This is a genomic window from Sphingomonas aquatilis (assembly GCF_014196115.1).
In the GTDB taxonomy this organism is placed as follows: Bacteria; Pseudomonadota; Alphaproteobacteria; order Sphingomonadales; family Sphingomonadaceae; genus Sphingomonas; species Sphingomonas aquatilis.
Genome location: NZ_JACIDB010000001.1, coordinates 382,116 through 396,594, shown reverse-complemented (window position 1 = coordinate 396,594; position 14,479 = coordinate 382,116). Strand labels below are relative to the sequence as shown.

Below are 14,479 nucleotides of genomic sequence, written 5' to 3'. Positions count from 1 at the left end.
CTGACGATCAGGAAAGGTTGCGGGTCAGCGCCTCGATCAAATGGGTCAGTGCCTGGAGGCCGCTCATCAACATGCCGAAACCGACGATGGTGCCGAATGCGATGGCCTGTATCCAGATCAACCGATCCCCGACCGTCAGGTCGTTGCTCCGTTGTCCTTTCCGCCGGAAGGGCAGCCGGATCGGGAACGCCGATGACCTGAAAGGCCGGGCGCCGCCGCTGTCCGCTGCCATGACGATGGTCTCGTCCGGCACCACCGGCAGTGGCGGATCGGCGGCGAGCGGGGATAGCCGCGCAGAATGACCCCCGATTTTATCGGGGTCCCCGGCTTCGGGAATAATCGTTGTACATTCGGCGCTTGGCTCAGCGGCCTGATCTTCATACGCCGCCCAGCGCAGCGCCGCATCGCGCCGATTGCGTGCGCCGAGCAGCTTCACCGCCTCGGTCAGATAGCTGTCGACGGTCGATTTCTCGATGCCGAGCTCCTCGGCGATCTCCTTGGAGCCCTTGAGCGCGCGCACCCCGCGCAGGCATTCGCGATGGCGACGCGACAGGCGATCGAACGCTGCGGCGGGATCGGGCGCCGCACTGGCCGCGGCACGCGTGCGAACGGCATCGCCGTCGCGCAGCGACGCGGCGATACCGTTCGATCCGTTCCGCCCGGTGTCGTCGCGCGCCTTCATCGTCGTCCCATGCCCGGGGCGGGTCTAGCACGGCTGGCGCGCATCACCAGCGCTTCCGCCAATCTGGGTCTATTTTGCAGCTACCTTGCGATGTTTAGCGCCCGATGCCGCCTTGCGTACCGTCGCACGCTTGCCGCGGCGCTTGGGCACCGGAGTCGCACGGCCGCGCAGCAACGGCACGGCGAGCGCTGCTGCCGCCCCGACGACGAGCGTGCCGCCGATCGCCAGCCATGCCGGCAGGCCCAGCCCCTGGCCGTTTTCCGCCCGATTCGGCTTGCCAGACCGGGCCTCCGGCGCGGGTTCGTGATGGACGGGGCCGGCATGCTTCATCGCGGAATTGGGGATATGGGACACGGCATCGCTCCTTTTGGTCTTTCCACTCAACCGGATAGGGCCGGACAATGTTCCTGTTTCTGGGTTCCTGCTTCCGGCTTCCCGTTCCGGTTGGGTAGGCGGTTACCGGAAGGTTGACGGGCCCCCGCTCCGTACCGCCACGGCACACCGCGATTTGCCGACTCGCATTGCCCGCGAAACGCGCCCATCCTCGCCGTTCCGTACACCGTTTCCGGAAGATGCATCGTGGTTGCCCGTCGCCAGGCCATTGCGGCCAGACTGATCCTCGCCGGCGCCGTCATCGCAATCGCTGCGATTGCCGCGGTGGCACCGCATGGGACGGCATCGGTCGCCGGGCCCACATCCGCCCGGACGCCGACCGAGCGGCGGGCCACCCTCTCCCCGCCCCCGGCCGCAACCCATATTACCACGCCCGCCGAGGCGACCGCCAAGCCGACGCCGGCCGCCCTCTCCACGCCCATGCCCGCGCCGGAGAACATGCAGGTCAAGCGCATCCTCGATATCGGCCCGATCAAGTTCGGCGATTACGCCTGGGATACCAAGGGCGTGCCAGATGGTCCGCTGATCATCACCGTCGACCTCGCCGCGCAGACACTCTCCGTCTTCCGTGACGGCTATGAGATCGGCGCCGCCGCCATCCTGTACGGCGCCGACGAAAAACCGACGCCGCTCGGCACCTTTCCGATCCTGATGAAGGACGCGACGCACGTATCGCGCACCTATGACAATGCGCCGATGCCGTACACGCTGCGCCTCACCGGCGATGGCGTCGCGATCCACGGTTCGAAGGTCGAATGGGGCTATGCGACGCATGGCTGCATCGGCGTTCCCGTCGCCTTTGCCAAATTGCTGTTCGCGCAGGCAAAGGTCGGCGACCGCGTCATCATCACCCGCGGCAAGACGCTGGCGACGGGACAGGCGATCCTCCCCGCACCCACGACCTGAGCCGCCAAGCGAACGCACGCGCAGCATAGGCGCTTCCCCAACCGTAAACCCCTTGCTAAGGCCGCGGCGACATACGCTTTCGCAGCGCTCATCGCGCGCCCGCGCGGCTTTCCCGCCGCCTCCCCGAGCGCCCTCGAGCCAAATTGAAGGGACCATAATGACCGCCATCGGCCAGGACAGCCTGAAGACCCGCACGACGCTCGACGTCGCGGGCAAGACCTACGATTACTACAGCCTTGCGAAGGCGGCCGAAAAGTACGGCGACATCAGCCGTCTGCCCTTCTCGATGAAGGTGCTGCTCGAAAACATGCTCCGCTTCGAAGACGGCAAGACCGTCACCGAAGAGGACGTGAAGGCGATCGTCGACTGGCAGAACGAGCGCCGCTCGGACCGCGAGATCCAGTATCGCCCTGCGCGCGTGCTGATGCAGGATTTCACCGGCGTGCCTTGCGTCGTCGACCTTGCCGCGATGCGCGACGCGATCACCAAGCTTGGCGGCGACGCAGCCAAGATCAACCCGCAGGTCCCCGTCCACCTCGTCATCGACCATTCGGTCATGGTCGACGAATTCGGCACGCCGCAGGCGTTCGAGGATAACGTCGACCTGGAATATCAGCGCAACGGCGAGCGCTACGAATTCCTGAAGTGGGGCTCCAAGGCGCTCGACAACTTCCAGGTCGTGCCGCCGGGCACCGGCATCTGCCACCAGGTGAACCTGGAATACGTCAGCCAGGCGATCTGGTCGTCGACCGAAATGGGCGATCATGCCAGCGGTTCGGCGGCGATCGCCTACCCGGACACGCTCGTCGGCACCGACAGCCACACCACCATGGTCAACGGCCTGGGCGTGCTCGGCTGGGGCGTCGGCGGCATCGAGGCGGAAGCGGCGATGCTTGGCCAGCCGGTGTCGATGCTGATCCCGGAAGTCGTCGGCTTCAAGCTGACCGGCGCGCTGAAGGAAGGCATCACCGCCACCGACCTCGTGCTCACCGTCACGCAGATGCTGCGCGCCAAGGGCGTCGTCGGCCGCTTCGTCGAATTCTACGGCCCCGGCCTGTCGTCGATGACGCTCGCCGACCGCGCGACGATCGCCAACATGGCGCCCGAATATGGCGCAACGTGTGGTTTCTTCCCGATCGACGACAAGACGATCGAATACATGCGCCTCACCGCGCGCCCCGAAGAAACCATCGCGCTGACCGAAGCCTATGCCAAGGCGAACGGCTTCTGGCGCCACGACGATGCCGCCGACCCCGTGTTCACCGACACGCTGGAGCTGGACATGGGCACCGTCACCGCGTCGCTCGCCGGCCCGAAGCGCCCGCAGGACCGGGTCAGCCTCGGCAATGTCGACGACGTGTTCAACGGCGACCTCACCAAGCTGTACAGCAAGACCAGCCCGAAGCGTGTCGACGTCGCCGAGCGCGGCCATGACATCGGCGACGGCGACGTCGTGATCGCGGCGATCACCAGCTGCACCAACACCTCGAACCCGTCGGTGCTGGTCGCCGCCGGCCTTGTCGCCCGCAAGGCGAACGCGCTGGGCCTGAAGCCCAAGCCCTGGGTCAAGACGTCGCTGGCGCCCGGTTCGCAGGTCGTCACCGACTACCTTAACAAGGCCGGCCTCACCGCCGACCTCGACGCGATCGGCTTCAACCTCGTCGGTTACGGCTGCACCACCTGCATCGGCAATTCGGGTCCGCTGCCGGGTCCGATCAGCGCCGCGATCAACGAGAACGACCTCGTCGCCGCCTCGGTGCTGTCGGGCAACCGCAACTTCGAAGGCCGCGTCTCGCCCGACGTGCGCGCCAACTTCCTCGCCTCGCCGCCGCTCGTCGTCGCTTATGCACTGAAGGGCACTGTGACCGAGGACATGGTCGAAACCCCGCTCGGCAAGGGCAAGGACGGCCAGGACGTGTTCCTGAAGGACGTGTGGCCGACCAACCAGGAAGTCGCCGACACGATGGCGGCGAATATCGACGATGAGATGTTCCGCAGCCGCTACGGCAACGTCTATGCCGGCGACGCCAAGTGGCGTGAGATCGACGTGACCGGCTCGGCCACCTACGCCTGGCCAGCGGCGTCGACCTATGTCGCCAACCCGCCGTATTTCGAGGGCATGGAAATGACCCCGAAGCCGGTCCACGACATCATCGAGGCGAAGCCGCTCGCGATCCTGGGCGATTCGATCACCACCGACCACATCAGCCCGGCGGGCTCGATCAAGGCGGACAGCCCGGCCGGCCAGTGGCTGACCGAGCGTCAGGTCGCGCGCAAGGACTTCAACAGCTACGGCGCGCGCCGCGGCAACGACCATGTCATGGTCCGCGGCACCTTCGCCAACATCCGCATCAAGAACGAAATGGTGCCGGGCGTCGAAGGCGGCATGACCCAGTATGACGGCGAAGTGATGCCGATCTACGACGCCGCGATGCGCCACAAGGCGGACGGCACGCCGCTCGTCGTCGTCGCGGGCAAGGAATATGGCACCGGCTCGTCGCGCGACTGGGCGGCAAAGGGCACCAACCTGCTCGGCGTCCGCGCGGTCATCACCGAAAGCTTCGAGCGTATCCACCGTTCGAACCTGGTCGGCATGGGCGTGCTGCCGCTCCAGTTCGCCGATGGCGTGACCCGCCAGACGCTGAAGCTGGACGGCACCGAGACGTTTACGATCACCGGCGTCGCCGACCTGCGCCCGCGTCAGACCGTCGAAGTGACGCTGAAGCGCGCCGACGGCAGCACCGAGACGTTCGAGACGCGTTGCCGCATCGATACCGTCAACGAGCTGGAATATTTCCTCAACGGCGGCATCCTCCAGTACGTGCTGCGCAAGCTGGCCGCGTAAGGGGGCTCGTTTCCCGGAATAGAAAAGGGGAGGCGCCGCAAGGCCCCTCCCCTTTTTTGTTGGGCAAGAAGATCGCCCCAATCTCGCCGTCACCCCGGACTTGGTCCGGGGTCCACTCCGCGGCGAGGGGGATGGCCAGTGTCTCTTGCCGTCCCCCCGCGGCCCGGTGGACCCCGGAACAAGTCCGGGGTGACGGAGGGGGTTAGGCGAGTGCTCGCCCCGCCACCGCGTCCAGCTTCGCCACCAGCGCCGGATCGCGCGCGCTCTTCGCGGTGATGATCGCCGCATCCAGACACGTATCGATCGGCGACGCCGCCCGCTCGGCCGGCAGTGAGTGCAGCAAGGCCAGCACCATGTCGCGCGCCTTCGCCGCATTGGCGGACAGCTGCGCCAGCACCTGCGTCACATCGACCGCCGCCTCGTTCTCGCGCCAGCAGTCGTAGTCCGTCACCATGCCGACCAGCGCATAGGGCAGCTCCGCCTCACGGGCGAGCTTGGCCTCGGGCATCGCGGTCATGCCGATCACATGGCAGCCCCATTGCCGGTAGAGCAGGCTTTCCGCCCGCGTCGAGAATTGCGGCCCCTCCATCGCCAGATAGGTGCCGCCGCGATCCACGCCCGCCCCCGCCGCGTCTGCGACCAGCGCCGACAGCCGCGGGCAGACCGGAACGGCCATCGAGACATGCGCGACGCAGCCGGTGCCGAAGAAACTCGACACGCGCCCCTTCGTCCGGTCGATGAATTGATCGACGATCGTGAAGCTACCCGGCGGCCGCTCCTCCACCAGTGAGCCGACCGACGACACCGCCAGCGCGTCGGTGACGCCGAGCCGCTTCAGCGCATCGATATTGGCGCGGGCGTTGAGGGCGTCGGGGCTAATCCGATGCCCCCGGCCATGCCGCGGCAGGAACGACACGCGCGCCGCGCCGACGCGCCCGGTGAAGATCGCGTCCGACGGCGGCCCCCAAGGCGTCGCCACCTCGACCCAGCGGCCATCCTCGATCCCGGCGTCGTCGTACAGTCCCGACCCGCCGATGATGCCGATATGCCAGCCGCTCACGCGATCTGCGCCCGACCGCGCGCATAGAGGAAATAGACGAGCAGGCCGAAGGCGTTCCAGCCGAGGAAGGCGATCTGCGTCACCACCTGCAGGCTGGTGAACAGATAGCAGCAGCCGAGGATCGCGAGCGGCGCGACGACCCAGGCGAGCGGCGTGCGGAACGGCCGGCGCGCGGCGGGGTCGCGGCGGCGCAGCACCAGCACGCAGGCGGCGACCGCGACGAAGGCACACAACGTCCCCGCATTGGCGAGGCTGGCGATGACGTCGAGCGGCGCCAGACCGGCGATCGCGGCGACGAACACCGCGGTCATCGCGGTGATGCGCGCCGGCGTTCCGCGCTTCGATACCTTCGCCAGGCTCTGCGGCAGGAAGCCGTCGCGCGCCATGACCAGAAAGATGCGGCTCTGCCCGTACAGGAAGGCGAGCAGCACCGTCGGCAGCGCGACCGCCGCCGCCGCCGCAACGATCGTCGCGATACCGCCCTGATCGATCTCCCGCAGGATCAGCGCCAGCGGTTCCGGGCTGGAGCCGAAGCGCGTGTAGCTGAGCGCCCCCACCGCCACGGCGGCGACGATCATATAGATGGCGGTGCAGGCGATCATCGATCCGACAATGCCGATCGCCAGATCGCGCTCGGGGTTTTTCGCCTCCTCCGCTGCGGTCGAGATGGCGTCGAAGCCGTAGAAGGCGAAGAAGATGATCGCCGCAGCGCCCATCACGCCATATTTCACGCCGTTGGCGTGCTCAGGGCTACCATAGCCGAATGGGGCGAACGGGTGCAGATTGGCCACGTCAAAGTGCGGCAGCGCCACCGCGACGAACAGCGCGAGCGTCACGATCTTCAACACGACCAGCGCGGTGTTGATCCGCGCGCTTTCCCGCGTGCCGAGCATCAGCAGCCCGGCAACCACCGCAATGATCCCCACCGCCGGCAGGTTGACCACGCCGCCGAGGCCCGGCCCATTGGCGAGCGCATTGGGCACGACGATGCCGAGCCCCTTCAGGAACCCGACGGCATAGCCCGACCAGCCGACCGCGACGGTCGAGACGACCAGCGAATATTCGAGGATCAGGCTCCAGCCGACGACCCAGGCGATCACCTCGCCCAGCACCGCATAGCTATAGGTATAGGCCGACCCCGACGCGGGGATCATCGTCGCCATCTCCGCATAGCAGAGCGCCGCGCAGGCGCAGATCGCTCCGGCGACGACGAACGACAGGATCACCGCCGGCCCCGCCCGATCCGCGCCGACGCCGATCAGCGTCAGGATGCCGGTGCCGACGATCGCGCCGACGCCCAGCGCCACCAGATGCGGCCAGCCCAGCGTGCGCGCGAGCTGTTGGCCCGGCGGCTGTGGCTGGATCGTCTTGCGGCGGAACAGGCTCATATCTTCCCCTTTGTCGTTATCGGACCGGGGTATAGGCGGTTGGTCGGGGCGTGGGTAGGTATGGGCAAGAGCCCCTTCGCCTCCACACCTCCGTTCGCCCTGAGCCTGTCGAAGGGCGGGCTTCCACGTGCGTCACGCCTGAGGCACCCGCCCTTCGACAGGCTCAGGGCGAACGGAGGTGGAAGAGTAAAGCGGTTAAAACCGCCGCGCCACGCCCGCGATCAGCTGCACGTCCGGCGTGTCGCGATTGAGCCCGGCAATCGCCGACGTGTCGAGCTGCCAATCGTCCTTCGGCTGCCACGCCAGCGTCATCGCGGCGCGTGCGCGGGTCGTGTGATCGCGCGGGTCCTGATCGCGCGCGAGCGACGCATCCGCGCCGACCAACACCGCCTCGCTGAGCTTCACCGTCACGCCCGCCGCAGCGCCATAGCGCACGTGCTGGCCGCCCGCGTCCTCGTTCGCCAATGCCCGGATCGCCGGTGTAATGGCGATCTCGACCGTGTCGGACACGTCGTACGACAGCGGCAGCAGCAGGCTCGGCTGCGCGCGGCCGGCGCCGATCGGCTGCCGCCCGACCGGTAGCGTCACCGATGGCAGGATCGCGATCGACAGGCCCTTGCCGTCGGGATGCAGCAGCGACGCCTTCAGCCCGATCACCGCGTCACCGACGCGATTCGCCCGGTCGATATCGCCGGTCGCGGCATCGCGCGTCCGCTCATAGCCGAACGGCTGCCAGCCTGCGCGCACCTCCAGCCGATCGGTCACGCCGACGCGGACCAGGGTGTCGCCGACCAGGATCGTATCGGTCACGCTGTCGCTCTGCCGATCGCGTGTCCAGTCGACCAGGCTCATTTCGATGGTCACGCGCCCGCGATCGACGATGCAGGCCTGTGTTTCGAGGCCCGGTCGCTCCGGACAGAACTCCCGTTCCTGCGCCGCGGCCGGCGTCGCGGCGGCGAGCGCGAGCAGCGCCGCCGCGCTGCGCCTCACGACAGTCGTACCCAGGTGGGTGCGTGATCGCTCGCCTTTTCGCGGCCGCGATAGTCCTTGTCGACGCCGGCGTCCTGCAACCGGTCCGCCGCCTGCGGGCTGAGTAGCAGGTGATCGATCCGGAATCCCGCGTCGCGCTGCCAGGCTCCGGCCTGATAGTCCCAGAAGGTCCACACCCCGCCCTTGGGCTGGCGCGTGCGCAACGCATCGGTCCACCCCTGCGCCAGCAACCGGCGGTAGGCGGCGCGGCTTTCGGGCTGCATAAGCGCGTCGTTCGCCATCGCGCGGACCGAGAAGGTGTCGTCGTCGTTGGGGATGACGTTGTAATCGCCCATCAACACCGTCGGCACCTCGGCCTCCAGCAGCGCGCGCGCGCGGCTGGCAAGCCGCTCCATCCAGCGCAATTTATAGTCGAACTTGGGTCCGGGCTGCGGATTGCCGTTGGGCAGATAGATCGACGCGACGATCAGGCCGTCGACCGCGCATTCCAGGTAACGACTGTGCTCGTCTTCGGGTTCGCCGTCGAGGCCGCGCTGCGTTTCGATCGGGGTCTGCCCCTTGGCGAGCACGGCGACACCGTTGAACCCCTTCTGCCCATGCCACACCGCGCCATAGCCCGCCGCCTCGATATCGGCGATCGGGAAGGTATCGTCGGTGGTCTTCAGCTCCTGCAAGCAGACGACGTCGGGTTGCTGTTCGGTCAGATACTCGATCAGCCGCGGCAACCGCGCCTTGATGCCGTTGACGTTATAGGTGACGAGCTTCACCACCTCAGACCGCGAAGCTGGAGCCGCAGCCGCAACCCGACGCCGCATTGGGATTGTCGACGCGGAACGCCGCACCGCCCAGCGATTCGACGTAATCGACCTGACAGCCGCGCACGAGGTCAAGGCTGATGCTGTCGACGACCAGACGGACGCCATCCGTCTCCGCAATCGTGTCGTCCCCCTCGGGCGCGTCGGCGAATCCGAACTTGTACTGGAACCCCGAACAGCCGCCGCCATCGACCGACAGGCGCAGGATGGCAGGCTTGTTCTGCTTGCCCGCAATCGCCGCGACGCGCGCGGCGGCAGCGGGGGTGAGGGCGATGTCGGGCTGGGTCATGCCGCCGAGATAGGCGCGGCGGGCGAGTGGGGCAACCGGTTAGCCCGTCGTCCCTGCGGCATCATCCGTGCGAGGGACGGGATTCACGGACACGGGTGTCTCGTGGGCTAATCTACCCCGTACATCCGTCATTCCCGCGCAGGCGGGAATCCATAACCACGACGCTGCTGAATCCCGCTGGCGGTAGCGCGTCTGGATCCCCGCCTGCGCGGGGATGACGCCGTGGGAGGGACGGCGGCGCCCTCAGAAACCTTTAATCCTGCGCGGCAGGACCGTCGGTCGACACCGGGATCGCATGGACCGCACGGTCCTGCGCGGCGAGCAGGTAATCGGCGGTGGTCAGGAACGGCACCGGGTTCACCGCATGGCCGTCGATACGGACTTCATAATGCAGGTGCGGGCCAGTCGAGCGGCCGGTCGACCCCATCAGCGCGATCAGCTGGCCGCGCGTCACGCGCGCGCCATCGGCGACGAGGATCTTCGACAGATGGCCATAGCGGGTCGCGATGCCCTTGCCGTGGTTGATCTCGACCAGATTGCCGTAACCGCCCTGGCGGCCGGCATGATCGACGATACCATCGGCGGTGGCATAGATCGGCGTGCCGACCGGACCGGGGATGTCGACGCCCGCATGCATCGCCGCGGTGCCGCGGAACGGGTCGGAGCGGATGCCGAAGTTGCTGGTGAACTGCAGGTGCTGCACCGGCTGCACCGACGGAATGGCGATCGCCCCCTGCTGCAGCGTGTCGAGCTTCTTCCAGCTCTGGAACAGCGTGCGGAACTGCGCATCGGCCTTCAGGTCCGCCTGCGCCTCCGCGCCATTGGCCTCCAGCATCGGGCCGCCCATCGCCTTGGCGTTCACGCGGCTGGCGACACCGAGCGTCTTCAGCGTCGCATTCGCCTTGGCGAGGCGCTGGTCCACCACCTTCTGCGCCGCGTCGGCGAGCTGGGCCTGGCGCCCTTCCACCTTCACCAGCGGCTTGACGACATCGGCGGCGAGGCGATCGGCGGTGGGATCGATCGCGAGCGTCGCGAGCGCCAGTTCGGCCTCGTCGCCCTTGCCGGTCAGCGCCGCGGTGATCAGCGCCTGGCGCTGCTCGATCCGCTCGGCATGGAGGCGGGCGACGTCACGGATGTGCGACACGCGGGCCTGCATCGCGTCGAGCCGGTGCTCCATGCCCGCAACGCGCGTATCATGCGCGGGGGCGACGACCAGCTGCGCCGCCTGTGCCGCGCCATAGCCCGAAAACCCCAAAGTCAGCGTCGCTGCTGCGGCGAGCGTCGCCTGACGACGGCCGGTCAGGCTGACGCGGCGCAGCGCGTTGCCATCGTGAAACAGGACGTCGCGTGCGACGAAAAGCGAACGGATGCGGTTACCGAGTCGAGCGCTCATGGAAACGAAGCTGTTCATCAGACCCCAGTGCGATGCGCCGCAACCCGGGGGACCGGGTCCGGCCGTAATCCAATCGTCGTGATTCGCAGCCCCACCGCGCCCCAGACGCGCAGTCTCTGCCTGCAATCGATGCGCATCCACAACCCATAGGACATGGCTCCCGCGATCAACCGGCTGACGCGCGCGCCGAGCCGATGATATGAGGTTACGCGGCCGTTCATCATGACCGTGCGATCGCCGTCGATCCCCGGTCGTTCGCACCATGACAGGCGCGTGACATGCGGGCGTGACGCGGTCGGCGCGGCGTCCTATATCGCTCGCCTGATCAAACGGATGGCCCTTATGCTCGACACCCCAACCGCGCTGGACGCACAGGTTCCGACGCTCAGCCTCGCCGACCAGGCGCGCGACCCCGACGGCTTCGCCAAGGCCTTCGGCGAATCGTTCGAACGATTCGGCTTCGCGATCGTCGCCGACCACGGCATCCCGCAGGACCTGATCGACCGTGCCTGGTCCGAAACCGAGGCGTTGTTCGCGCTGCCCGAGGCGGAAAAGCGCGACTATTTCGTCGCGGGCGGTGGCGGCGCGCGCGGCTACACCCCGTTCAAGACGGAGATCGCCAAGGACGCCAAGCACGTCGACCTCAAGGAATTCTGGCACATCGGTCGCGACCTGCCGGCGGGGCATCGCTACGCCGACAGCATGGCGCCCAACATCTGGCCGGCGCGGCCTGAGGGGTTCAAGGACACGTTCCTCGAACTGTTCACCGCCTTCGATCGTGCGGGCGACAAATTGCTCTCCGCGATCGCGCGCCATCTGGGCCTTGCCCCCGACTGGTTCGATCCGGCGGTGAAGGACGGCAACAGCGTGTTGCGCCTGCTCCACTATCCCCCCATCCCCGCCGATGCGGAGGGCGTGCGCGCCGGCGCGCATGAGGACATCAACCTCATCACCCTGCTGCTCGGCGCCGAGGAAGCGGGCCTCGAACTGCTCGACAAGAACACCGGGGACTGGCTGGCGATCAAGCCGCCCGAAGGCGCGATGGTCGTCAACGTCGGCGACATGCTGCAGCGCCTGACCAACCACGTCCTGCCGTCGACCACGCACCGCGTCGTCAACCCGCCGGTCGAACGCCGTGGCCATTCGCGCTATTCGATGCCCTTCTTCCTGCACCCCGCGCCCGATTTCCTGATCGAGACGCTACCGCAGACGATCACCGCGGACCGGCCGAACCGTTACCCCACGCCGATCACCGCGCACGATTACCTGCACGAGCGGCTGGTCGAGATCGGCCTCATCAAGAAGTGATCGCGTAAGGGGTGGCCACCCCCACCGCGGCACCCCGGGCTCGACCCGGGGTCCCGCTTTTCACCACGGCCGGACAGAAGCGGGACCCCGGCTCTTCGGCCGGGGTGACGGGTAAAGGCTAAGAGCCTGCCTGCCCTCAATCGAACCCATTCTCCAAGAACCGCGTCGCGATCGCACAGTGCATCGCCACGCCCTTCGCCATCACCGATTCCTCGATCGTCATCCGCGTATTGTGCAGCGGCGGATTGGTCGCGGGGTCGCTGCCCACCGGCGCAACGCCGATGAAGGCGAAGGCGCCGGGCGTCTCGCGCAGCACGTACGAAAAGTCCTCCGCGCCCATCATCGGCTGCGGCATCGCCGCGAACGGCTGGCCGAGCGTACCCGCCACGCCCTCGATCAGCGCCGCACCGCGCGGGTCGTTGACCGTCACTGGATAGCCCGCCTCGATCCGCGTTTCCGCGGTCGCGCCATGTGCGGCGGCGATATGCTCCGCAATGCGCTGGAACGCCGCCTGCATCGTCGCCCGCGTGCCTTCCGACAGGGTGCGCAGCGTACCGAGCATCGTCACCTCGCCCGGCACGATATTGTGCGCCGATCCGGCCTCGATCTTCGTCACCGACAGCACCGCCGGATCGGTGACGGGAATACGTCGCGCGATGAAGGTCTGGAGCGCGGTGACGATCTCGCAGGCGACGGGGATCGGATCGATGCAATCGTGCGGCATCGCCGCATGGCCACCGGCACCACGAATCGTCGCGTGGATCGTGTCCGCCGACGCCATGATCGGCCCGCCGCGCGTCACGACCACGCCCGCTGGCGCATTGGGCGTGATGTGCAGCGCGAACGCCGCATCGGGCTTGGCGATGGCGAGCAGCCCGTCGTCGATCATGAAGCGGGCGCCGTGATAGCCCTCCTCGCCCGGCTGGAACATGAAGACGATCGTGCCCGGCAGGCTCTCGCGGCGCGCGCACAAAGCCTTGGCCGCGCCGACCAGCATCGCGGTGTGCGAATCGTGCCCGCAGGCGTGCATGCGGCCGGGGATCGTGCTGGCGAAGGGCAGCCCCGTCTCCTCCTGCATCGGCAGCGCGTCCATATCGCCGCGCAGCAGCACGGTGCGGCCGTTATCGCCCGCCTGCCCCTTCAGGATGGCGATGAAGCCGGTGGTGGACGTGCTGTCGTGGATGTCCAGCGGCAGACCGGCGAGCGCCGCCTTGATCTTCGCGGTGGTCAGCGGGCAGTGCAGCCCGACCTCCGGCTCGGCATGGATCGCGCGGCGCAATGCGATCGTATCGTCCAGCCCCGCTTCGCCCGCAGCGGCCCAGTCGGTGGCAAACGTCTCGTCTAGGGACATGAATAGGCTCCGTTACTTGAGGCACATCGTGCGCCTCGGGAGCCGTTTTGTCGAGGTGCGGGGCGGCACGGCGCGCGGCGGAACCGCCCCCACAGACTTCAGCCGATCTGCCCGAACACCCAGCGCAGCACCGCCTTTTGCGCGTGCAACCGGTTCTCCGCCTCGCGCCAGATCAGCGACTGCGGCCCGTCGATCACCGCATCGACCACTTCCTCGCCGCGGTGCGCGGGCAGGCAGTGGAGGAAGCGCGCGTCGGGCTTGGCGCGCGCCATCAGCGCCTCGTCGACCTGGAACGGCATCATCGCGGCAAGCTTGGTGTCGGCATGCGCCTGGCCCATCGAGATCCAGGTATCGGTGACGATCACGTCCGCGCCCTCGACCGCCTCGGCCGCGGTGCCGACGACGCGCGCGCGGCCCTTGCCCAGCGCGACGTCCGCTTCGCTGGGCTGATAGCCCTGCGGACAGGCCGCAACGACGTCGAACTGCATCAGCCCCGCCGCCTCCATGATCGAGGCAAGCACGTTGTTGCCATCGCCCAGCCACGCGACCTTCAGCCCGGGCAGCGCCTTGCCGTCCTCCAGGATCGTCTGCAGGTCGGCCATGATCTGGCACGGGTGCGACGCGTCGGTCAGGCCGTTGATCACCGGCACGCTGGCATGGCGCGCCATATCCTCGACCTTGGCATGATCATCGGTGCGGATCATGATGGCATCAACATAGCCCGACAGCACGCGCGCGGTATCCGCGATGCTCTCACCGCGGCCGAGCTGCATGCTGCCGGCATCCATTACGATCGACGTGCCCCCCAGCTGGCGGATCGCCATGTCGAAGCTGACCCGCGTGCGCGTCGAATTCTTTTCGAAGATCATCGCCAGCACATGACCGGCCAGCGGTGCGTCAGCATCGACGCGCCCCTTAGGCCAGCCGGCCCGCGCCGCCTTGCGGCTCATCGCATCGTCGAGCATCGCGGCAACGCCATCGGCGCCGGCATCGGTAAGATTCAGGAAATGACGCATTTTAGTCCTCCCTCGCGCAGCGGGGGAGGGGGACCGCGGCCGA

13 protein-coding genes are annotated in these 14,479 nt (G+C 67.7%); 3 read left to right on the top strand and 10 right to left on the bottom strand.

Annotated features, from left to right (window positions below):
- Positions 1 to 7 precede the first annotated feature (7 nt).
- The gene (locus GGR47_RS01855) at positions 8 to 682 is read right to left on the bottom strand and encodes a helix-turn-helix domain-containing protein (protein WP_147035737.1); all 675 of its coding nucleotides are present in this window, start codon (positions 680 to 682) and stop codon (positions 8 to 10) included.
- A gap of 69 nt (positions 683 to 751) precedes the next feature.
- Complete coding sequence (locus GGR47_RS01850; RefSeq protein WP_244305002.1) at positions 752 to 1,036, bottom strand: hypothetical protein; 285 nt, start codon at positions 1,034 to 1,036, stop codon at positions 752 to 754.
- A 225-nt stretch (positions 1,037 to 1,261) separates the two neighbouring features.
- Here GGR47_RS01850 and GGR47_RS01845 point away from each other — a divergent pair, with 225 nt between their 5' ends.
- Positions 1,262 to 1,981 carry a L,D-transpeptidase family protein gene (locus GGR47_RS01845; protein ID WP_244305003.1) on the top strand — a complete coding sequence of 240 codons (720 nt, stop codon included), beginning with the start codon at positions 1,262 to 1,264 and terminating at the stop codon, positions 1,979 to 1,981.
- A gap of 157 nt (positions 1,982 to 2,138) precedes the next feature.
- Positions 2,139 to 4,826: an aconitate hydratase AcnA gene (gene acnA, locus GGR47_RS01840; protein WP_147035738.1), complete on the top strand. Its 2,688-nt coding sequence runs from the start codon at positions 2,139 to 2,141 to the stop codon at positions 4,824 to 4,826.
- Positions 4,827 to 5,028: 202 nt separating this feature from the next.
- Here acnA and mtnP read toward each other — a convergent pair whose 3' ends face one another.
- The 6 genes from mtnP to GGR47_RS01810 form a co-directional block, all read right to left on the bottom strand.
- Complete coding sequence (gene mtnP, locus GGR47_RS01835) at positions 5,029 to 5,886, bottom strand: S-methyl-5'-thioadenosine phosphorylase (protein ID WP_147035739.1); 858 nt, start codon at positions 5,884 to 5,886, stop codon at positions 5,029 to 5,031.
- Positions 5,883 to 7,274: an amino acid permease gene (locus tag GGR47_RS01830; RefSeq protein ID WP_017977616.1), complete on the bottom strand. Its 1,392-nt coding sequence runs from the start codon at positions 7,272 to 7,274 to the stop codon at positions 5,883 to 5,885. The genes mtnP and GGR47_RS01830 overlap by 4 nt, the downstream gene beginning before the upstream one ends.
- A gap of 195 nt (positions 7,275 to 7,469) precedes the next feature.
- On the bottom strand, positions 7,470 to 8,264 hold the full coding sequence (locus tag GGR47_RS01825; RefSeq protein WP_147035740.1) for a transporter: 795 nt from the start codon (positions 8,262 to 8,264) through the stop codon (positions 7,470 to 7,472).
- Entirely contained in the window at positions 8,261 to 9,031 is a 771-nt protein-coding gene (gene xth / locus GGR47_RS01820) for an exodeoxyribonuclease III (protein WP_147035741.1), read from the bottom strand. The genes GGR47_RS01825 and xth overlap by 4 nt, the downstream gene beginning before the upstream one ends.
- A 4-nt stretch (positions 9,032 to 9,035) precedes the next feature.
- A complete protein-coding gene (erpA, locus tag GGR47_RS01815) occupies positions 9,036 to 9,368 on the bottom strand; it encodes an iron-sulfur cluster insertion protein ErpA (protein WP_017977613.1) in 333 nt (110 codons plus the stop codon).
- Positions 9,369 to 9,621: 253 nt separating this feature from the next.
- Positions 9,622 to 10,761, bottom strand: coding sequence for a M23 family metallopeptidase (locus GGR47_RS01810; RefSeq protein WP_241769102.1), 1,140 nt, complete (start codon positions 10,759 to 10,761; stop codon positions 9,622 to 9,624).
- A 342-nt stretch (positions 10,762 to 11,103) separates the two neighbouring features.
- Here GGR47_RS01810 and GGR47_RS01805 point away from each other — a divergent pair, with 342 nt between their 5' ends.
- Positions 11,104 to 12,069, top strand: a complete 966-nt coding sequence (locus tag GGR47_RS01805) for an isopenicillin N synthase family dioxygenase (protein ID WP_147035742.1) — start codon at positions 11,104 to 11,106, stop codon at positions 12,067 to 12,069.
- A 136-nt stretch (positions 12,070 to 12,205) separates the two neighbouring features.
- Here the strand turns inward: GGR47_RS01805 and GGR47_RS01800 are convergent, their stop codons facing one another.
- Together GGR47_RS01800 and argF are read right to left on the bottom strand one after the other, a co-directional pair.
- A complete protein-coding gene (locus GGR47_RS01800) occupies positions 12,206 to 13,420 on the bottom strand; it encodes a M20 metallopeptidase family protein (protein ID WP_147035743.1) in 1,215 nt (404 codons plus the stop codon).
- Positions 13,421 to 13,518: 98 nt separating this feature from the next.
- Positions 13,519 to 14,436 carry an ornithine carbamoyltransferase gene (gene argF / locus GGR47_RS01795; protein WP_147035744.1) on the bottom strand — a complete coding sequence of 306 codons (918 nt, stop codon included), beginning with the start codon at positions 14,434 to 14,436 and terminating at the stop codon, positions 13,519 to 13,521.
- Between the last annotated feature and the right edge of the window lie 43 nt (positions 14,437 to 14,479).